This window comes from Streptomyces sp. NBC_00775 (assembly GCF_036347135.1).
GTDB classification, from domain to species: Bacteria; Actinomycetota; Actinomycetes; order Streptomycetales; family Streptomycetaceae; genus Streptomyces; species Streptomyces lutosisoli.
Genome location: NZ_CP108938.1, coordinates 10,101,612 through 10,120,484, shown reverse-complemented (window position 1 = coordinate 10,120,484; position 18,873 = coordinate 10,101,612). Strand labels below are relative to the sequence as shown.

Below are 18,873 nucleotides of genomic sequence, written 5' to 3'. Positions count from 1 at the left end.
CCATGTCCACGAGCACCCCGCATCCCGCCCCGGACTTCCGGAGCCTGTTCGACGCGACGCTCTCCCCCCTGCTCGTACTGGCGCCCGACTTCACGATCGTGGAGGTCAACCGTGCGTATCTGACGGCCACCCGCACCGAGCGGAGCATCGTCGGGCGCCCCATCTTCGACGTGTTCCCCGACAACCCGGACGACCCGTCGGCCGACGGCGTGGCGAACCTGCGCCGTTCGCTGCGGACCGTGGTGGACACCGGGCGTACGGACTCCATGCCGTTGCAGCGCTACGACATCCCCACAAGTGACGAGGGCGCGTTCGCCGAGCGGTACTGGAGCCCGGTCAACACGCCGGTGGTGGACGGTGACGGCCGGGTGACCCACATCATCCACCGCGTCGAGGACGTCACCGACTTCGTCCATCTGCGCCGGGTCGGGCGCGAGCAGGAGCGTGCCGTCGCCCAGGCGCAGATGCGCGCCGAGGGCATGGAGATCGACCTCTTCGTCCGTGCCCGGGAGATCCGCGAGGTCAATGAGCAGCTCAGCCGCGTCAACGCCGAACTCGACGCGGCGGGGCGGACGTTGAAGGAGGAACAGCAGGCCAAGGACCGGTTCATCGCCACCCTCTCGCACGAGCTGCGCAATCCGCTCGCCGCCGCCACCGCGGCCACCGAACTGCTCGCGCTCGACCTGCCGGACGGCCATCCGGCGCTGCCGGTGCTGGAACGGCAGCTCGGCACGCTGGTACGGATGAGCAACGACCTGCTCGACGGGACCCGGGCCGTGACCGGGCGCCTGGAGCTGGTGCGCGAGCGGACGGACCTGTGCTCCGTCGTGCACGGCGCCTGCGCCGACATCCGCGGCCTGTTCGGCCACGAGGACCGCGCCCTCGACGTCGACCTGCCCGCCGACCCGGTGCTGGTCGACGGGGACCGGCTGCGACTGGCCCAGGTGCTGACCAATCTGCTGTCCAACGCGCTCAAGTACACGATGCCGGGCGGCCGTACGCGGGTTCGGCTGTCGACGGCGAACGCGGCGGCCACGGCGCGGGCCCCGTACGGGCAGGTGCGGCTGACCGTCGAGGACGACGGGATCGGCTTCGCACCGGGTCAGTCCGAGGAGTTGTTCGGGGTCTTCATGCGGGCCGTCCCCGCCGGACCGAGCACCCCCGAGGGCCTCGGTCTCGGGCTCGCGGTGGCCCGGACGATCGTCGAACTCCACGGCGGCACGATCACCGCGCACAGCGACGGACCGGGAACCGGCGCCTCGTTCACCGCGCTGCTCCCCCTCGCCCCCTCCGGCGCCCCGGAGCCGCGCCGCACACCGTCCGCCCGGCCCGCGCCACGGCAGTTGGCCGTCCTGATCGTCGAGGACAACACGGACCTCGCCACCACCTATCGCACCCTGCTGGAGCGGCAGGGACACCACGTCACGGCCGTGCACACCGGCGCGGACGCGCTCACGGCCACCGAGTCCCACCTCTTCGACGTCGTGCTGTGCGACCTGGGGCTGCCCGACATCGACGGCTACGCCGTGGCGCGCGCGATGCGCTCCCGCCCGCACGGCCACAAGGCCCGCCTCATCGCGGTCTCCGGGTTCAGCCGGGGCTCCGACCGCGGCCAGTCGACGGCGGCCGGGTTCGACGCCCATCTCGCCAAGCCGCTGCCCCTTGCCGACCTGCTGGAACTCCTGGAAGGCACACTCCCCGAGCGGTGATCTCCGCTGGTTTCACGGGTGCCGGAGTTGGGCCGACCGACTGAGGCGGGGCGGCCCGCCGGAGGTTCCGTCCCCGGACACGCCGCGTGGCCGACGCGTGTCTTCCGCCTTCCGCCTGACTGTGCTTGCCTGGGGAGCCCTTTCGACGGGCGGGGCGGGAGTTGCCGTATGCGGAAGCCGTGGATCGTGGGCGTGCTGTTGGCCGCACTGCTGCTCGGCGCGTGCGGTGATCCGGCCTCGGGCCCGGAGGCGTCGCCACCCACTCCCGAGGCGCCCGGAGGCGCGGGGCCGGCGGCCCCGACCACTCACCAGGGAGCCGTCGTGTCCCCGGATCCGAGCGCCCCGGCGAAGGCGCCCACGGTCCTCTATCTCGGGGACTCGATCGCCATGGAGAACCAGAAGGTGCTCGGCGGGCTGCTCCGGGACCGGCTGCACGCCCGCTACACGAGCGCCCCGTACTCGGGCACCACCCTGTGCGACTACCTGGAGGGCACCAACGAGAAGTCCCTCGTCCCGACCGCGGACAAGGCGGCCGCGCTGGTCCGCTCCCTGCGACCTGACTTCGTCGTTCTCCAGTTCTGGGGCAACGCGTGGGGCTACACGCCCTGCATGGACGGCATCACCTACGACCAGGCGCGGAGCACGTACTTCACACGCTACGAAGCCGACATGAAGCGGCTGACCGACCAGATCGCGCAGGCGGGCGGAGCCCGACGCCCGAGGATCGTGTGGGTCCTCCAGGGTCCCGACCCGATCACCCCCACCCGGGTCCAGACCGTGAACACCCTGTACAAGGCACGCGCCCGCGCCGCCGGCGACCTCGTCGCCGACGCCGGCCGGACGGTGAGCCCGGCATCCGCCCGCTACACCTGGACTCAGTACCTGCCCTGCACGGCGTACGAGCACGACCACCCCGCGTACTGCACCCAGCCGACCCGCGACCGAACCGCCCTCCACCGCGACGACGACTACCTGCACTTCTGCCTGGCCCCCACCACGACCACCCCGAAGCCGTGCCCGGTCCGCTCGCCGGGAATCATGCGCATCACGCGCGAGATCACCCGGGTCGTCGCCCAGGCCACCGACGGGGCGTCCCCTTAGCACCCCGTAGCAGGAGTGTGCGCGGATTCATCGGTTCGGCGGCGCGCCGTCACTGGATGAGACGGGCACCCAGGACAGGAAGCAACCGGTCCGTCAGGAGGCGGCGGGCCGGCTCGGAGGCCAGCCACAGGAGCTTGTGCCGCGTGCCGTCGACCATCGAGACCGTCAGGGCCGACGTGGTGAGACCGCCGTGCAGACGGGCCCTTGCCACGGCGTCGAACGGGATGACCTTGTTGGTGCGGTGTCCGGCCAGGACGGCCGTGGGGTCGTAGCCGATGAGGTGGCCCGGATTCGGCGCCGTCAGCGAGGAGCCCAAGGAGTTCGCCACGGTCTCCGTCAGCCCACTGCGTATCCGGACCAGGCTCGTCGGCAGCAGCCACAGCTCCCCGTGGATCCAGTCCAGCCATCCGGTGGTACAGGTGCGGGCCAGCAACTGGGCGTGCGTCAGACGGAGTCGGGAGGCGCGCGACACCGCCTCGTCCAGCAGGCTGCTCCACCTGTCGAGCGACCGGACCCGCCACCGCTCGTGCACACCGCCGCTCTCCGCCAGGAAGCGGAGATGCGCCCACCCCGTGGCCTCCAGCTCCACAACGACCCGGACCTTCCAGCCCACATGGGCCACGTGCGCTCCCAGGCGGTCCGGACTGGCCAGTGCACTGCGGTCGGCGGCGGGAGGACCGTCCTTGCCCTGTCGCCACCGGATGGGAGAGACCACGCAGTGCTCGGACGTCCATCGCGCCGCGTGCTCGAGCAGCGTGGCCGCGGCGTGGTCCAGGTGTATGCGCTGTCTCACTCCGCCGATCATGGCCGACCCTTCCCTCCCTGTGCCCTAACCGCGTATGAGGCCGGACGTGTTTCTCAGCAGCCCCCGAAGCCCGATGTGAGCCTCTACGACCAGGTGCACCCCGTGCCATTCCACCGCCAAATACCACACTCCCGGCTCTAGTTCGGCGATCTGCCGGTCATCGCTCTCGGACACCAGCGGGCGACGCTCGGGCACCGCGAACCAGTAGGGCGAGAAGGGCTTGGCGAGGGGCTGGCCGTCGAGGCAGGCCTTGATGTCGGCGCGCATCTCCTCGGCGGACTGGTAGCGATACTCCGGGTCTTTGACCAGCGCTTTCAGGACGATCGCGTCCATCTTGGGCGTGATCTCCGGGTTCACTGCGCTCGGCGGCAGCGGCTCTTCTCGTACGTGCTGATAGGCCACTGCCACCGGGTGGTCCCCAATGAACGGAGTTCGGAGCGTGAACAGTTCGTAGAGAAGGCAACCCGTCGCGTAGAGGTCCGAGCGGGCGTCGACCTGCTCGCCCTTCGCCTGCTCCGGCGAGAGGTACTGGGCCGTGCCGATGACGGCGGCCGTCTGTGTCAGCGTCACGCCGGTGTCGCCCAGGGCGCGGGTGGCGCCGAAGTCCCTCAGCTTGACCTGGCCTTTGCGCGTCAGCATGACGTTGCCCGGCTTGATGTCGCGGTGGACGACGCCGGCGCGGTGGGCGAACTCGAGCGCCTGGAGGATCCCGATGGTCACTTCCATGGCGCGTTCGGGCAGCAGTTTGTCACCAGAGCGCAGCACGTCGCGCAGCGTGGCTCCGTCAACGTACTCACTCACGATGTACGGGATGGAGGTGCCGTCGACGTCCTCCTCACCCGTGTCGTACACGGCGACGATCGCGGGATGGTTGAGCGAGGCGGCCGACTGGGCCTCCCGGCGGAACCGGGTCAGGAACGACGAGTCGCGTGCGAGATCCGCGCGCAGCGTCTTCACCACCACGGTGCGGCCGAAGCGGGTGTCATGCGCGAGGTAGAACTCCGCCGAGCCACCCCGGCCGAGCAGCTGGCCCAGCTCATACCGGCCACCAAAGCGCGACCCTTCGGCCCAAGTCGTCCCCTCACTCTGGGCCTTCGGGCCGGGCGCCTTCGTCCGCTGTCCCGTCGGCAACGCCTCCCTTTCCTCCCTTTCCTCCCTTTCCTCGCGTTCGTCGCGTTCGTCGCGTTCGTCGCGCTCCGCCCGCCTGTCGCCCAGGAGCGAGCGCGCGATCACGACCCGGTACTCCAGTTCCGCCCACATCTGCGGTCGTTGCTTGACCCCTTCGGCACGCAGCCGCTCATAGACGTAGTCGTACAGGTCGTGCACGCTCACCAGGCCGTCCCGATTGCCGTCGGCCTCGCCCGAACGCAGGCCTTCGATCACCGCGCCCGTGAAACGCGATGGTTCGGGTTCCAGTTCACTGAGCTGGTTGCCCTCCCAGGCGTATTCGGCGCGGTTGGTCGCCGTGAGCACGGCCCGGCCGTGCCCGGCCAGTTCCTCGTTGACGTGGACCGCCGTATCGCCCTTGCTGCCAGGGAGGAAAGCGCCGCTGTAGCAGCAGTCGAGCAACAGCACGATCGACCTGGCGCGGCAGCGGCGCATCTGGGTGTGCAGGAAGGCGGCCGAGACGCCCGTGGAGCCGAGCAGCCTTCGGTCGGTGTCGCGGGCCGCGAAGTACAGTTCGCCGTTGTCGTTCTTGATGCCGTGGCACGAGATGTGCAGCAGGAGGAGATCATCCCTGCCGCGGTCGAGGAAGAAGTCCTCGATGGCCCGGTTCACCTCATGCTGGCGGCCGTCGACGACCGTCCGCACATCGAAGCCGCCGATGCGCTGGTCCTGGAGGACCTCCGTGAGGCCTTCGGCATCACGCACGGGTGAGCGGAGCTGTTGCAGGCCGGAATGGTCGTAACGGCCTGTGGCGATGAGCAGCGCGAAGCGACTTTCTGACACGGCCGCGACCTCAGGCCCCCTCGGCGGTACCGCCACCGGACTCCGGTGGCGGCCCACTCGCCGGCTCTTCCGCAGGTGGTGGCGTCGGACCCTGCCGGGTGATGAACGCGTCGATCAGTTTCCGCTGGTCACCGGCGGAGACCGCCTGCAGTTCAAGGCTGTCCTCGCCGATCGTGATGCTGACCGTACGAACGGGCCGGTGTCCGATCCACGTCTCCAGCAGCCGCACGACGCTTCGCAACGCGAACGGAGCCATGGTCACCGCGAGAGCCCCGAGGGCGATCACATCGCCGGGCTTGGAGCCGTCCGGCGCCCCGTCGGAGCGGTTCAACTCGGCTCGGTCGATGTCCAGTTCCAGCAGTCGCTCACGCAACTGGAGGGTGAGTGTGTCCAGTTCTTCCTGGTCACTGTCCGCGCTGCCCTCCAGCACGAGATTCATCACGCGTGTCGCGTCGCCGCCCACCGCGCCCCCCTTCCCCCGGTGCAGCTGATGCGGAATCAGCTTAGCCGTCCACCAGGGGATTCCGGGCGGCGATCGCGGCGGACGAGACGGCCTTGATGCGGTTCAGCCCGTCGAGAGGGAGTGCGGTCAGGCGCGCGGCACCGTCGTCGTACTCCTGTCCGCAGCCGAAGGCGGGGTTTCCGCAGCGGACGGGCGCGGAAGCTCACTCGTCAAAGACGCCGCCCGGGGCGAAGGCCAGTTTGGCGAAGCGTTCGCCGATGCGGCGGTGAGTGGCGGCGTCCGGGTGGAGCTGGTCGGGCAGCGGCAGCTCGACGGAGTCGACCTGACCGTAGAGGTCACGGCCGTCGAGGTAGTGCAGGTTCGGATCCTCGGCCGCGCGCTGCTCGACCATCCGGGCCAGCTCGTCGCGGATGACGCCCAGGGTCAGTTTCCCGTCGGCGCGCTCCGCCGGATCGCCCGCGGCCCGGAACCGCAGTTGCCCGGTGCTGAGGGCGGTGAGGTCCGGGACGCTGGGGCCGGGTGTGTCTTCGTGGATGGGGCACAGGACGGGCGAGACAACCAGCAGCGGTGTGGTGGGGTGGCCTTCGCGGATGGTGTCGAGGAAGCCGTGGACGGCGGGTGTGAAGGCGCGCAGGCGCATCAGGTCGGTGTTGACCAGGTTGATGCCGATCTTGACGCTGATCAGGTCGGCGGGCGTGTCCCGCAGGGTGCGGGCGGTGAACGGGTCGAGCAGGGCGCTGCCGCCCAGGCCCAGGTTGATCAGTTCCACACCCGCGAGGGAGGCGGCGAGTGCGGGCCAGGTGGTGGTGGGACTGGCGGCGTCGGAGCCTTGGCTGATCGAACTGCCGTGGTGCAGCCACACCTTGCGGCCTTGGTCCGGTGCCGGCTCGACGGGGGCGTCGGTGCGCAGGGCGACGAGTTCGGTGGTCTCGTTGTGCGGCAGCCAGATCTCGATGTCCTTGGCGCCGTCGGGCAGATCGGTGAAGCGGAGGGTGCCGACCGGGCCGGGCTGGGCCTGGACGGATCCGGTGGTCAGGTCGATGGTCAGGGTGTTGCCGCTGCTCACACCGGCCTGCCCGGCCGGGCGGCCGTCGACGAGCAGGTCGTACACGCCGCCCGGGCGGAGCGGGGCACCCACGTAGACCCGCTTGGTGGGCAGCGTGTCCAGTTCGACGGCGGTGGCCCGGGTCCGGAAGACCAGCCGTACGCCGGAGGGCTGGGACTCGGCCATGGCGAGCTGCCCGTCGGGGATCTGCTTGCGGGCCCAAAAGGGCAGCCGATGCGGCAGCCATCCGTGCTCGGTGCGCTCCAGGTCGAGGGCGCCGTGCAGGAGGTCCGTGGTGATGGGTGTGGTGATCCAGTCGCGCTTGGTGTGCATGGCCTCGTTCCCCTGATCAGAATGTTCGCGCTGTTCCCGTTCGTCCTGTTCCCGTTGTTCCCGCTGTTCCCGTTCCTCCTGTTCGCGCTGTTCGGAGTCGCCGCCAGGCCCCGCGGCCGACGGACTCGGGCCGGTGCGGGGCCCCGGTCAGGGCGCGGGCCAGTTCCGCAGCAGGGCGTCGAGGGCGTCCAGCATCCTTGACCAGGTTTCCTGTGTGTCGGGCGCGCTGTGGCTGAACCCTCCGCCCATCTCCAGGCTGATGTAGCCGTGGAAGGCGCTGCCCAGCAGCCGGACCGCGTGCGTCTGATCCGGTTCCGTCAGCTCGTAGCCGCGCAGGATCGCCCGCGTCATCTGCGCGTGTCTGACTCCGGCGCTGGCGGCCGCCGTTTCCGGGTCGAGCCTCATCTGGGCCGCCGCATAGCGGCCGGGATGCTCCCGGGCGTAGTCGCGGTAGACGTTCGCGAGAGCGGTCAGGGCGTCCTTGCCGGCCCGGCCGGCCAGGTCGGCGGCGCCCCGGTCCGCGAGTTCCTCCAGCGCGAGCAGGGCGATCTTGGTCTTGAGGTCCTGGGAGTTCTTCACATGCGAGTACAGGCTCGCGACCTTGACGTCGAACCGCCGGGCGAGCTCCGAGACGGTCACCTGGTCGAAGCCGACCTCGTCCGCCAGCTCCGCCCCTGCCCGAGTCAGGCGCTCCGTGGTCAGCCCTACGCGTGCCATACCCTTCCCCTCAATCGACAGACCACATTATGCAATTGCCTAAAGCCTTTAGGCAATTTAGCCTGCCCCTTATGAAGCCGCTGACCGAGCAAGAGATCCGTACCGCGTTCGTGAACTGCACCAAGGGCGAGGCGAAGCGCCTGTCCGTCCCACGGGACCTGACCGACCGCCCCTGGGACGACCTGGACTACCTGGGCTGGCGAGATCCCCAGGCACCCGAACGCGCCTACCTCGTCATCGAGCTGGACGGCCTGACAAAGGCCCTCGCGCTGCGCTGCCCCAGCCCCGCCGCCTCCCAGATGCGGCGCAGCATGTGCTCCATGTGCGTGACCACCCACACCGGCGGCGTCTCCCTGATGGTCGCGCCGAAGGCGGGGAAGGCCGGGCAGCAGGGCAACTCGGTGGGCGCCTACATATGCAGCGACCTCTCGTGCTCGCTGTACGTGCGGGGCAAGAAGGACGCGGGCGTCGGCTCACGGCCCCACGAGTCACTCACGTCGGAGGAGAAGATCCAGCGGACCGTGGCGAACCTCGCCGCGTTCATCGCCAGGGTGACCGCCTGACTCCCCTTCGACGGGCCGGTCAGGAACTTCGACGCGGACTGGAAGGCCGCGGCGACATGCGGCACATCCCGGTGGACACGCTCGCGTTGCCGCCGGCGCCGGGGCGGCCGGCCCCGCTTCGGCCCCCGACCACGACGCTGGACGAAGTTCGGGTGCGCGGAGCCCGGCCGAGGGAGAATCGGAACATGGGCTTCCGATTCCGTGGCCGTGGGGCAATCCCTGGACACGGGCGAACCGTATACACGGATATGTCGAGATCTCCGGTTTCCGTGGGCCGGCTCCCGGACGAGGCTCTGCTGTCCGGGCTGGCCACCGGCGATCCGGAGCTCGCCGTCACCTTCGTACGGAGGTTCCAGCACACGGTCTTCGGTGTCGCCATCGGCGTCATCGGGGATCCACAGCTGGCCGAAGACATCGCCCAGCAGACGTTCGAGCGCGCGTGGCGTTACGCGCAGATCTACGACGCGCGCCGCGGATCGGTAAGGACCTGGCTGATGGCCATCGCCCACAACCTCGCTATCGACGCCGTCCGGTCGCGACGGCCGGAGCCGGTGGCGCCCGAGGATCTTGACGCGATGCTCGGCGTCATCGGCGAGACGCCCGAGCGGCACGCACTGGCCGCCGAGGCGTCCTCCCAGCTGCGGGCAGCCGTGGCGGAGCTGCCGCGCGAGCAGGGCCGCGCCCTGGTGATGGCGGGCATCTACGGTATGACCGCCCAGCAGATCGCCGACTGGGAGAAGATCCCGCTGGGCACCGCCAAGACGCGCATCAGGACGGCGATGGGCAAACTGCGCATCACGCTCGCGTCTCCGAACCGAGGCGGCCATGGCAAGTGATGTGACCTGCGAGAAGCTGCGGGAGGTCGGCGCCGAGCTCGCGCTCGGCGTGCTGCCCGGCCGTGAACGGGCCTGTGCGGTCGCCCATCTGGAGGGGTGTGCGGACTGCCGGGAGTACATCGAGCAGCTGACCCTCGTGGGCGACGGGCTCATCGGACTGCTGCCCGGCAGCGAGCCGCCGGTCGGGTTCGAGACCCGGGTGGCTCAGGCGCTGACGCAGGGGGCGCCGGTGCACGAGGGGCATGCGCACGCCCGAGGGTCCGCCGTACCGCGCAAGCGCCTCCGTGGTCCGGTACGGCTGCGGGTCGCCTCCGCCGCGGCCGCGCTCGTCGTCGCGGTCGGGTTCGGCGGCTGGGCGGCCGGCACGGCGATCGAAAGCGTCGTGGCCGGGCCTTCCGCCACCTCCACCGACACCGACCTGTTGTCCGGAGACCTGACCTCGGCCGTCGCCCCGGGGAAGTCCGTCGGCGAGGTCTACGCACACGCCGACCCGGAGGGCTGGGTCTACATGACCATCGACCTCACCCACGCCGGCACCCCCTCCAGCGGCAAGGTCGTCTGCCTGCTGGAGCGCAAGGACGGCACCACGGTTCCCGTCGGCACGTTCACCCTGCATGAGGGCAGTGGCTCCTGGGGTGGCCCCGCCTCCGTCGACCCCTCGACGCTCTCCGGCGCCCGGGTGACGGCGCCCGACGGCACCGTGCTCGCCACGGCTCACCTGGGCGTGGACACCTGAACGACGAGGGGTGGCCCGGCGGACCGGCGGATGACGGGTTCCATGACGGACGGCCCTTGGGAGGGCGCCGTGGCGGGCCTTGTGACGGTCCCGCCAGGCCGCGTGCATGTTCGTCAGGCTCGGCGTCACCGGGGTTTTGATACGCCGGGCCCCACCGAGACCGGCTCGCGGTCCGCCCTGTACGGCAGTTTGGGCGCTACGCCGTGCGCGGCCCTGTCACCGAGCCAGGCGAGGAAGGCGAAGACGAAGAGTCCCTCAACGAGCAAGGACAGGGGGCCGTACGGCGACTCCCAGCCGGGTTCGTAATAGCCGCCCGGCAGGCCGACGGTGCGCGAGAGCACAAAGCCGACGATCATGCCGAGGCTGACGAGCGTCCCGGTCAGCCAGGCGATCAGGGGACGCTTGACGATGACCAGCGCCACTGCCACGACGAGCATGATGGCGCTGCCCACGGCGAACAGAAGACCGATGTAGAACATCTCCTCAAGATGATCAGGAACAAGGAGCGTGTGCAGGACCGTGTTGCCAACGGCGCAGCACACTCCCAGTCCCTTCAAGGTGGCTTCGGCGGCATTCGTGGAGTTCATCGTGACTCCAGGTGTTCAGGGGCATTGAGCAGAGGGCCCCGGGTGGGGAGACGGCATCCGGCCGCGTCCTCGCCACACGGTTCGACGCAGCACGAACCAGGTCGCGGGGCGATCACTGCTTTGATCTTGAAGATTTTCAGGCCGCGCGGGTAACCGGTGCCTTTGCCGTCCGTGGGTGAAAAGGCAGTTGCGCAGCCGCACCAGCGTTGGGCGACACCCAGGGGCACCCCGCACTGGATCGCCGTGCGGAGCCCGGCATCGCGAGCTGTTGATCAGAAGGAGTTGCCTCCTGTGAATCAATACGGAAAACCGCTCTCAGGGGATTGCACTTTCCGGCACTTGATCCAGGCGGTGACGGATGACGCGCGTCATCAGCCGAGCCGCAACGCATCAGGACGGCCTCGGCGACGGGGTCGCTGTGGAGGTCGGCGTGCAGTCGACGCGGAATGTCCGGCCGTAGCCGACGGTGCTTGATCACCGTCAGCAGGAGCCAGCCGTGATTCCCGTACAACGGCGCCCTCGACCCGGTGTACTCCGGCGCAACGCGGGCAGAAAGCGCTTGCTCTCTACTCGGCCACTGGGGAGGACCAACGCCGATGGCGTCGTCCGAGAAACCGCTCGACCATCGCTACCGGGGCGAACACCCGATACGCACCCTTGCCTACCTGTTCCGCGCCGACCGCCGAAAGCTGGCCGCGGCGTTCCTCGTCTTCACCGTTAAGCACAGCCCGGTGTGGCTGCTGCCGCTGATCACGGCGTCCATCATCGACACCGTCGTCCAGCACCAGCCGATCGGCCGGGTGTGGCTGAGCGCCGGGGTGATTCTGTTCATCCTGCTGGTCAACATCCCGCTGCACCTGCTGTATGTGCGTCTGCTGTACGGGAGCGTGCGCCGCATGGGCACCGATCTGCGCTCCGCCCTGTGCACCCGTATGCAGCAGCTCTCCATCGGCTACCACTCACGGGTCAGCGCGGGCGTACTGCAGGCCAAGGTCATCCGGGACGTGGAGACCGTGGAGCAGATGGTGCAGCAGACCGCCGAGACCGGGCTCGGCGCACTCACCGTGCTCACAGGCGGCCTGGTCGTGATCGCCGTCCGCACACCCGAGTTCGTGCCCGTCTTCCTGTGCGTCGTGCCGGTCGCGGCCCTGCTCGTGGCGCGGCTGCGGACCCGGCTCCGCTCCCAGAACGAGCACTTCCGGCACGAAATCGAGCATCTGTCGTCGCGAGTGACCGAGATGACCCGGCTCATCCCGGTCACCCGGGCACACGGCCTGGAGGGCAAGGCGCTGCGCCGCATGGACGGCACGCTGCGGCAGGTGCTCCGCTCCGGGCTGCGCCTGGACCTGCTCAACGGGCGGTTCGCCTCGCTGGCATGGGTGTTCCTGAACGTCGTCGGCGTGCTCTTCCTCACCGGCGCGGCGCTGGTGTCGTACTACGGCTACTGGGGTGTGACACCCGGCGACGTCGTCATGCTCAGCGCCTTCCTGACCACCCTCACCAACTCCACGACGACGCTCGCGGGTCTGGCCCCGGTCATCACCAGGGGCCTGGAGTCGGTGCGTTCGGTCGGCGAGGTGCTCCAGGCGCCCGAGCTGGAGGACAACGAGGGCAAGGCGGAGGTCACCTCGCTTCGCGGTGCCGTCACCTTCGACGGCGTAGGACATACGTACTTCGAGGGGGCCGGGCCCGCGCGGGAGGAAGGCAGGCCCGCCGTACGGGACTTCACGCTGGCCGTCGCTCCCGGCGAGACCATCGCGCTGGTCGGCGCATCGGGAGCCGGGAAGTCCACCGTGCTCAATCTCGTCATCGGCTTCATCCGTCCCACGTCGGGCCGGTTGCTGCTCGACGGGACCGACATGAGCACGCTGGACCTGCGCACGTACCGGCGTTTCGTCTCGGTGGTGCCGCAGGAGTCGATCCTCTTCGACGGCACGGTCCGGGAGAACGTCGCGTACGGCATGGACGACGCCGGTGACGCCACGGTGCGCGAGGCGTTGCGCGACGCCAACGCGCTGGAGTTCGTGGACCGGCTGCCGCAGGGCCTCGACACCGTGATCGGCGAGCACGGAGCCCGGCTCTCCGGGGGTCAGCGGCAGCGCCTCGCCATCGCGCGGGCACTGATCCGCGATCCCCGGGTACTCGTCCTCGACGAGGCCACCTCCGCGCTGGACACGCACTCCGAGGCCCTCGTCCAGCAGGCACTGACCCGGCTGCTGAGCGGGCGCACCACGTTCGTCGTGGCGCACCGGCTGTCCACGATCCGGGGCGCGGACCGCATCGTCGTGATGCGGGACGGGGCCATCCAGGAGGTCGGCGCGCACGAGGAGCTGCTGCGGCGCGGCGGCGCGTACACGGCGCTGCACAGCGGCCAGCTCGCCTGATTCGTACGGGAGGCCACCGAGAGGCGCGCTGGACAGGAGGTTCCTGACATGGGGGCGGACCGCACACCGAGTTCGACTCTTGTTGTGCGGCCGGCCCCTGCGGATCCGCTACTCCCCCGCGTACGCCTTCTCCAGGGCCGCGATGTCCAGCTTGGACATCTGCAGCATCGCCTCGGTCGTGCGGGCCGCCTTCACCGGGTCCGGGTCGCTGATCAGGTCGATGAGCCTGCTCGGAACGACCTGCCAGGACAGACCGAACTTGTCCTTGAGCCAGCCGCAGGGGCCCCCTTCGCCGCCGTCGTCGATGAGCTTGTTCCAGTAGTGGTCCACCTCTTCCTGGTCCTCGCAGTGGATCTGGAACGAGATCGCCTCGTCGAACGTGAACTGCGGGCCGCCGTTCAGCGCGACGAACTTCTGCCCGTTGGCCACGAACTCGGCGGCGATCACGGAACCGGCGGGCCCGGGCCCGGCCTCCGTGTAGCGGCCCATCCTGCCGAGCCGGGAGTTCTTGAAGATCGAGACGTAGTAGTGCGCGGCCTCTTCGGCCTGGCCGTCGAACCACAGACATGTGGTGAATCCGTCGGCTGGCATGCGTACCTCCTCGGGCGGGAAACGTCGTCACTTCTGTCGACTGATCGTCGTCCGAAAACTCATCGTCGGCACGGCGAAAATATTCGGACACACCCCTGGATGCCCGGAGCTAGCATGCGCGGCGATGACTTCTTCAGACGGCACACGCATGGCCCCCTTCCGCATCGACTTCCCGCAGAGCGACCTCGACGACCTCCATCAGCGCCTCGACCGCACCCGTTGGCCCGACGCGTTGCCGGGTGTTGGCTGGGCGTACGGAGTTCCCCGGGACTATCTGGAAGGGCTCGTACGGTACTGGCGGCACGTGTACGACTGGCGTGCGGCCGAGGCGCGGCTGAACGCATGGCCGCAGTTCACGACGGAGATCGACGGCGCGCGGATTCACTTCGCCCACATCCGGTCGCCGGAACCGGATGCGACTCCCCTGATCATCACGCACGGGTGGCCCGGCTCGATCGTCGAATTCACGGACGTCGTCGGTCCGTTGACCGATCCCCGGGCGCACGGCGGTGATCCGGCCGACGCGTTTCATCTGGTCGTGCCGAGCATTCCCGGATTCGGGCTCTCCGGGCCGACGCGGGACACCGGCTGGGAGTTCCGGCGGGTGGCCGCCGCCTTCGCCGAGCTGATGGAGCGTCTCGGCTATCGGCAGTTCGGCGCGCAGGGCGGGGACTGGGGCGGGGCCATCTCGCGTGAGCTGGGCCGGGCGTACCCCGACCGCATGATCGGCGTCCATCTGAATCTGCTCCCCGGGTCCTCGGCGACGGCCGAACCGGACCCGGACGAGCTGGCCGCGCTGAGCCCCGCCGAGCGCGAGCGCACGCTGTTTTCCTGGCGGCGTGGCCAGGAATGGCTCCGCGACGAACAGGGGTACGCCGACATCCAGTCGACGCGGCCGCAGACCCTCGCGTACGGGCTCACGGACTCTCCGGTCGGCCAACTCGCCTGGATCGCGGAGAAGTTCAAGCAGTGGACGGACTCGCGAGACCGCCCCGAGGGCGCCGTCGACCGGGATCTGCTGCTGACCAATGTGATGCTGTACTGGCTGACGGGCACGGCCGGTTCGTCGGCCCGTATCTACTACGAGCGGGCCCACGCGGACTATTGGGGCCTGCCGCCCGAGCCGTCGACCACCCCGACCGCTCTCGCCGTCTTCCCCCGGGAGAACTTCGTACCCCTGCGACACCTGGCCGAGCGCACCGACAAAATCGTCCGCTGGACCGAGTTCGACCGGGGCGGTCACTTCGCCGCCTTGGAGGAGCCGGATCTGCTGATCGACGATGTGCGGGCCTTCTTCCGGGAGCTTCGCGAGGCCGGCTGACGGCACGGGCTCCTCGCACAGGGGGTGATCAACACCGGGTGGGAGCCGTCTCGTACCGTGATCACCGGCGCCACCCGTGAGAACTCCGTCCTCCGGCGAACGGCACCCCAGGTGAAAGGACCCGCATCCCCGTGACCGGCGCAACGCCCCAGAGCTTTCGCAGGACCGCGATAGGCGCCGCCGCTTCGCGGCCCTGCACCCTGGTCGTCTGCCGGGGCTGCTGCTGCGGCAACCCGCGCAAGTACCCCGACATCGACCACGACTGGCAGTTGGACCGGCTGCGCGCCGGTGCCGACGCCTCCGGTGGCCGTTTCGCCGTGCGTACGACGGACTGTCTCGGCCCGTGCGACCAGGCGAACGTCATCGTCGTGCAGCCGTCCGGGGCCGGGCGCCGGGCCGGCGGCCGGCCCACGTGGATCGGCTTCGCCATGGACGACGACTGCACGGACGAGGTGCTGCGGTGGGCGGCCGCCGGAGGACCGGGCATCGCCGAACCCCCGGTCACCCTGGAACTCCAGTTCATCCGCCCGCCGAGCGAGGCCCGGTCCCGTACCCGCCGATGAGGCCGGTGCCGTAGATCTCGACGTGGACCTCTGCTCGCAGCGAATCTGCTGCGGGCCGAGAAAGCTGATCCACGGGCGTGTTCGGGCCGAGAGTGGAGCGTGTGCGGCGACGGCAGCCGCGTCACGACTAGGAGGACCGATGACTCCACTCATCACCGGCTGGGACCCGGCCCGTGCGCCACGGGCCGAGGAGGGCGACACCCCTGCGACACGCTTCGACGACCATCTGGCCGCGCAGCTGCTCGCCCAGCGGATCGTCTTTCTCGGCACGCAGGTCGACGAGGTCTCCGCGAACCGGGTCTGCGCGCAACTGCTCCTGCTGTCGGCGGAGGACGCGCGGACCGACATCAGCCTGTACCTCAACAGTCCGGGCGGATCGGTGACCGCGGGCCTCGCGATCTACGACACGATGCGGCTGATCCCGAACGACGTCTCGACGCTCGTCATGGGATTCGCGGCGAGCATGGGCCAGTTCCTGCTCAGCGTGGGCACGCATGGGAAGCGCTTCGCGCTGCCGAACGCGCGGATCATGATGCACCAGCCGTCGGCCGGCATCGGCGGCACCACCGCCGACATCGAAATCCAGGCGCAGAACCTGGAGTTCACGAAGAAGGCCATCGAGCGGATCACCGCGGAGCACACCGGCCAGAGCGAGGAGACGATCTCCCGGGACGGCGACCGCGACCGCTGGTTCACGGCCGAGCAGGCCAAGGAATACGGCATGGTTGACCGGGTCGTGGAGTCGCTCGACGACGTCCGCCCGGCCGCGTCACGGCGCCGGATGGGACTCTGACATGGGTACGTACACGATTCCGAACGTCATCGAGCGGACCCCGCAGGGCGAGCGGTCGTACGACGTCTTCAGCCGGCTGCTGTCCGAGCGGATCATCTTTCTCGGCACGGAGATCGACGACGGCGTCGCGAACGTCGTCATCGCGCAACTCCTCCATCTGGAGTCCTCGAACCCGGAGAGCGAGATCGCGATCTACATCAACTCGCCCGGTGGTTCGTTCACTTCGCTCATGGCGATCTACGACACGATGACGTTCGTGCAGGCGCCGATCTCGACGTTCTGCGTCGGGCAGGCGGCCTCGACGGCGGCGGTGCTGCTGGCCGGGGGCGATCCGGGGCGGCGGTTCGTGCTGGAGCACGCGCGGGTGCTGCTCGGCCAGCCGGCCAGCGGCGGCCGGCAGGGCACGGTCTCGGACCTCACTCTCCAGGCCAAGGAGATGCTCCGCATCCGCTCCCAGGTCGAGGAGGTCCTCTCCCGGCACACGCACCACGACGTCGCGACACTGCGCGCGGACATGGACCGCGACAAGGTCTTCACCGCACAGGAGGCGGTGGCGTACGGGATCGTGGACGAGGTGGTGAGCCGGCGGCTCGCGGTGGTCTGACAACCGGGGTCGCGCCGAGGGCCGGACCACCACGGGCCGGTCAGGCAGCCAGGCACATGCCGTCGTACCGCGAGGTCGAGGCCCTCGGGGTGGCGCGGCCCGGCCTCACACGGTCGAGCCGGGTGAGTTCGTCCTGGGCCAGCGACAGCAGGTCGGTGAGGCCGAGGCCCAGGGCGCGGGCGGCGGCCGCGAGGACTTCGGAGGAAGCCTCCTTGCGGCCGCGCTCCAGCTCGGAGAGGTACGGCATGGAGATCCGGGCCGCGTCGGCCACGTCCTTCAGGGTGCGCTCCTGGGCGAGGCGCTCGTGCCGCAGGACGTCGCCGACGACGTCGCGCCACAGCGGTTCCCGGCCGGCGGGGGCCGGTGGCGCCTGCCGTGGCGCGAGGACCGGCCGGGGCCGCTGCGGCGCGCGTGCCGGGGCGGCGGCCGGGCGCAGCGGGATGACGCGGGCTTCGTCCGGCGCTTGGTTGCTGTTCGGCGCTTGGTTGCTCACCCCTTCAGCCTAGAAGCGCTGGGCCGTGGGGGAAGGGATCGGCGTTCTGCTCTCGGTGAATCCGGGGCGCCCTGCGGGGGGCTACTGCCCCACCCGGCCGTCGATCCGCTCGCGCAGGAAGTCCGCGTGGCCGTTGTGCCGGGCGTACTCCTCGATCATGTGCACCAGCACCTCGCGGAGAGCGATGGGCTCGCCGTCGTGCGTGCCGGTGACGCCCAGGTCGGGGGCCTCGGCCACGAACCGTTCGGCGAAGGCGACTTCGGAGCGCCAGGTGTCCCAGGCCTGTGCGACGGACTCGGGGTCGGGCAGCGCGCCGTTGAAGTCTCCGTCCGGATCGTCGTCGGAGCGGTAGTGCCGTGGCACGTCCTGTCCGGCCATCACCCGCCGGAACCACGCTTGTTCGACCCCGGCGAGATGCCGCACGAGCCCGAGCAGCGACAGGTTCGAGGGCTCGACCGAGCGCCTGGCCATCGCCTCGGCGTCGAGCCCTGCGCACTTCATCTCCAACGTCAGCCGCTGGTCCCGCAGAAACCCGACCAGCGTGTCCCGCTCCCCCACGAACCCTCCGTCGGACCGCGGATCCTGGTCCGGATGCAGGAACATGTCCCACCATCCGAAGCTCCGCTCAATCCCGGGACTGTCACCGGACTCCGGTCGGACGCTGTCAGCCATGCCCACGAGCATCGATCGCCACCACACGATCCGCCACCGGTTTTCCACCGCCCGCCGGTCCTCCTGCCGTCCCTGCCACAATCCTTCGCGTGTTCGACTTCGGAATCGCGGGCTACGGACCTCGCTGGATGAACGGCGCGTCCGCCGTCAAAGCCGCGCACGGCGAGCGGTTGCGCGCCCTCACCGGTCGTCCGCTGACCCGTGTCTGGGCGGTCTGGGACCTTCACGACGACGAGTGGTTCGCCGACTGTCCCGTTCTGTTCGACTTCGGAGGTGAGCAGGTCGAGGTCAATCACTGGAAGTTCGACGACCTGTCGGTCACCTGGAACTCGATCGACCCCCAACGGCCCGTGAAGTGGCCCGGCTTCGCACTCCGGTGGCGGCGGGACCCGTTCCCTGGGACGCGGGCCCTGCTCGACCAGCCCTTGCAGGAGGTCGAACTGCTGGAGTGGACGGGTCGGGATGTCGCTCTGGGTGCCGTGGACGTCAGCTTCGTCTTTCCCCAGGGGCGCGTCACGGTCTTCAACGCGCTGGATGAGAACGGGCTGTCGTTCGATTCGCGAGATTCATGAGACGCGCCGCCTCAGTTCTCGGACATATCACACTA

19 protein-coding genes and 2 pseudogenes are annotated in these 18,873 nt (G+C 69.7%); 11 read left to right on the top strand and 10 right to left on the bottom strand.

Annotated elements, in window-relative coordinates:
- Positions 1 to 2: 2 nt before the first annotated feature.
- Entirely contained in the window at positions 3 to 1,709 is a 1,707-nt protein-coding gene (locus tag OIC96_RS44975; protein ID WP_330302275.1) for a hybrid sensor histidine kinase/response regulator, read from the top strand.
- Between the two features lie 168 nt (positions 1,710 to 1,877).
- Complete coding sequence (locus tag OIC96_RS44970) at positions 1,878 to 2,810, top strand: SGNH/GDSL hydrolase family protein (protein WP_330302276.1); 933 nt, start codon at positions 1,878 to 1,880, stop codon at positions 2,808 to 2,810.
- A 49-nt stretch (positions 2,811 to 2,859) separates the two neighbouring features.
- On the opposite strand, the gene OIC96_RS44965 is transcribed toward OIC96_RS44970, so the two are convergent.
- The 6 genes and pseudogenes from OIC96_RS44965 to OIC96_RS44940 form a co-directional block, all read right to left on the bottom strand.
- Entirely contained in the window at positions 2,860 to 3,603 is a 744-nt protein-coding gene (locus OIC96_RS44965; protein WP_330302277.1) for a hypothetical protein, read from the bottom strand.
- A gap of 234 nt (positions 3,604 to 3,837) precedes the next feature.
- Positions 3,838 to 4,650, bottom strand: a pseudogene (locus OIC96_RS44960) (protein kinase domain-containing protein); the annotation flags it as partial.
- A gap of 222 nt (positions 4,651 to 4,872) precedes the next feature.
- Positions 4,873 to 5,565, bottom strand: a pseudogene (locus tag OIC96_RS44955) (caspase family protein); the annotation flags it as partial.
- 10 nt (positions 5,566 to 5,575) lie between these two features.
- Positions 5,576 to 6,028: a hypothetical protein gene (locus OIC96_RS44950; protein ID WP_330302278.1), complete on the bottom strand. Its 453-nt coding sequence runs from the start codon at positions 6,026 to 6,028 to the stop codon at positions 5,576 to 5,578.
- A 202-nt stretch (positions 6,029 to 6,230) separates the two neighbouring features.
- Entirely contained in the window at positions 6,231 to 7,406 is a 1,176-nt protein-coding gene (locus OIC96_RS44945; RefSeq protein ID WP_330302279.1) for a GDSL-type esterase/lipase family protein, read from the bottom strand.
- A gap of 147 nt (positions 7,407 to 7,553) precedes the next feature.
- Positions 7,554 to 8,123, bottom strand: coding sequence for a TetR/AcrR family transcriptional regulator (locus OIC96_RS44940; RefSeq protein ID WP_330302280.1), 570 nt, complete (start codon positions 8,121 to 8,123; stop codon positions 7,554 to 7,556).
- A 71-nt stretch (positions 8,124 to 8,194) separates the two neighbouring features.
- Here OIC96_RS44940 and OIC96_RS44935 point away from each other — a divergent pair, with 71 nt between their 5' ends.
- The 3 genes from OIC96_RS44935 to OIC96_RS44925 all read left to right on the top strand — a co-directional run bounded on the left by OIC96_RS44935 (position 8,195) and on the right by OIC96_RS44925 (position 10,258).
- A complete protein-coding gene (locus OIC96_RS44935; protein ID WP_330302281.1) occupies positions 8,195 to 8,686 on the top strand; it encodes an FBP domain-containing protein in 492 nt (163 codons plus the stop codon).
- Positions 8,687 to 8,934: 248 nt separating this feature from the next.
- Positions 8,935 to 9,522 carry an RNA polymerase sigma factor gene (locus OIC96_RS44930; protein WP_330302282.1) on the top strand — a complete coding sequence of 196 codons (588 nt, stop codon included), beginning with the start codon at positions 8,935 to 8,937 and terminating at the stop codon, positions 9,520 to 9,522.
- Complete coding sequence (locus OIC96_RS44925) at positions 9,512 to 10,258, top strand: hypothetical protein (RefSeq protein WP_330302283.1); 747 nt, start codon at positions 9,512 to 9,514, stop codon at positions 10,256 to 10,258. The genes OIC96_RS44930 and OIC96_RS44925 overlap by 11 nt, the downstream gene beginning before the upstream one ends.
- A 125-nt stretch (positions 10,259 to 10,383) precedes the next feature.
- Here the strand turns inward: OIC96_RS44925 and OIC96_RS44920 are convergent, their stop codons facing one another.
- Positions 10,384 to 10,845, bottom strand: coding sequence for a hypothetical protein (locus OIC96_RS44920; protein WP_330302284.1), 462 nt, complete (start codon positions 10,843 to 10,845; stop codon positions 10,384 to 10,386).
- Between the two features lie 596 nt (positions 10,846 to 11,441).
- Between OIC96_RS44920 and OIC96_RS44915 the strand changes: the two genes are divergently transcribed.
- On the top strand, positions 11,442 to 13,229 hold the full coding sequence (locus tag OIC96_RS44915) for an ABC transporter ATP-binding protein (protein ID WP_330302285.1): 1,788 nt from the start codon (positions 11,442 to 11,444) through the stop codon (positions 13,227 to 13,229).
- A 108-nt stretch (positions 13,230 to 13,337) separates the two neighbouring features.
- Here the strand turns inward: OIC96_RS44915 and OIC96_RS44910 are convergent, their stop codons facing one another.
- A complete protein-coding gene (locus OIC96_RS44910) occupies positions 13,338 to 13,820 on the bottom strand; it encodes a VOC family protein (RefSeq protein ID WP_330302286.1) in 483 nt (160 codons plus the stop codon).
- A gap of 124 nt (positions 13,821 to 13,944) precedes the next feature.
- Between OIC96_RS44910 and OIC96_RS44905 the strand changes: the two genes are divergently transcribed.
- From OIC96_RS44905 to OIC96_RS44890, 4 genes are all read left to right on the top strand, one after another.
- The gene (locus OIC96_RS44905; protein ID WP_330302287.1) at positions 13,945 to 15,141 is read left to right on the top strand and encodes an epoxide hydrolase family protein; all 1,197 of its coding nucleotides are present in this window, start codon (positions 13,945 to 13,947) and stop codon (positions 15,139 to 15,141) included.
- A 131-nt stretch (positions 15,142 to 15,272) separates the two neighbouring features.
- Positions 15,273 to 15,704, top strand: coding sequence for a (2Fe-2S) ferredoxin domain-containing protein (locus tag OIC96_RS44900; RefSeq protein WP_330302288.1), 432 nt, complete (start codon positions 15,273 to 15,275; stop codon positions 15,702 to 15,704).
- A gap of 139 nt (positions 15,705 to 15,843) precedes the next feature.
- Positions 15,844 to 16,497 carry an ATP-dependent Clp protease proteolytic subunit gene (locus OIC96_RS44895; protein ID WP_330302289.1) on the top strand — a complete coding sequence of 218 codons (654 nt, stop codon included), beginning with the start codon at positions 15,844 to 15,846 and terminating at the stop codon, positions 16,495 to 16,497.
- A gap of 1 nt (position 16,498) precedes the next feature.
- Entirely contained in the window at positions 16,499 to 17,101 is a 603-nt protein-coding gene (locus OIC96_RS44890; RefSeq protein ID WP_330302290.1) for a ClpP family protease, read from the top strand.
- Positions 17,102 to 17,141: 40 nt separating this feature from the next.
- Here OIC96_RS44890 and OIC96_RS44885 read toward each other — a convergent pair whose 3' ends face one another.
- Entirely contained in the window at positions 17,142 to 17,594 is a 453-nt protein-coding gene (locus OIC96_RS44885; RefSeq protein WP_330302291.1) for a helix-turn-helix domain-containing protein, read from the bottom strand.
- 81 nt (positions 17,595 to 17,675) lie between these two features.
- Positions 17,676 to 18,197, bottom strand: coding sequence for a DinB family protein (locus OIC96_RS44880; RefSeq protein ID WP_330309969.1), 522 nt, complete (start codon positions 18,195 to 18,197; stop codon positions 17,676 to 17,678).
- A gap of 158 nt (positions 18,198 to 18,355) precedes the next feature.
- Here OIC96_RS44880 and OIC96_RS44875 point away from each other — a divergent pair, with 158 nt between their 5' ends.
- Entirely contained in the window at positions 18,356 to 18,838 is a 483-nt protein-coding gene (locus tag OIC96_RS44875; RefSeq protein ID WP_330302292.1) for a hypothetical protein, read from the top strand.
- Positions 18,839 to 18,873: the final 35 nt, after the last annotated feature.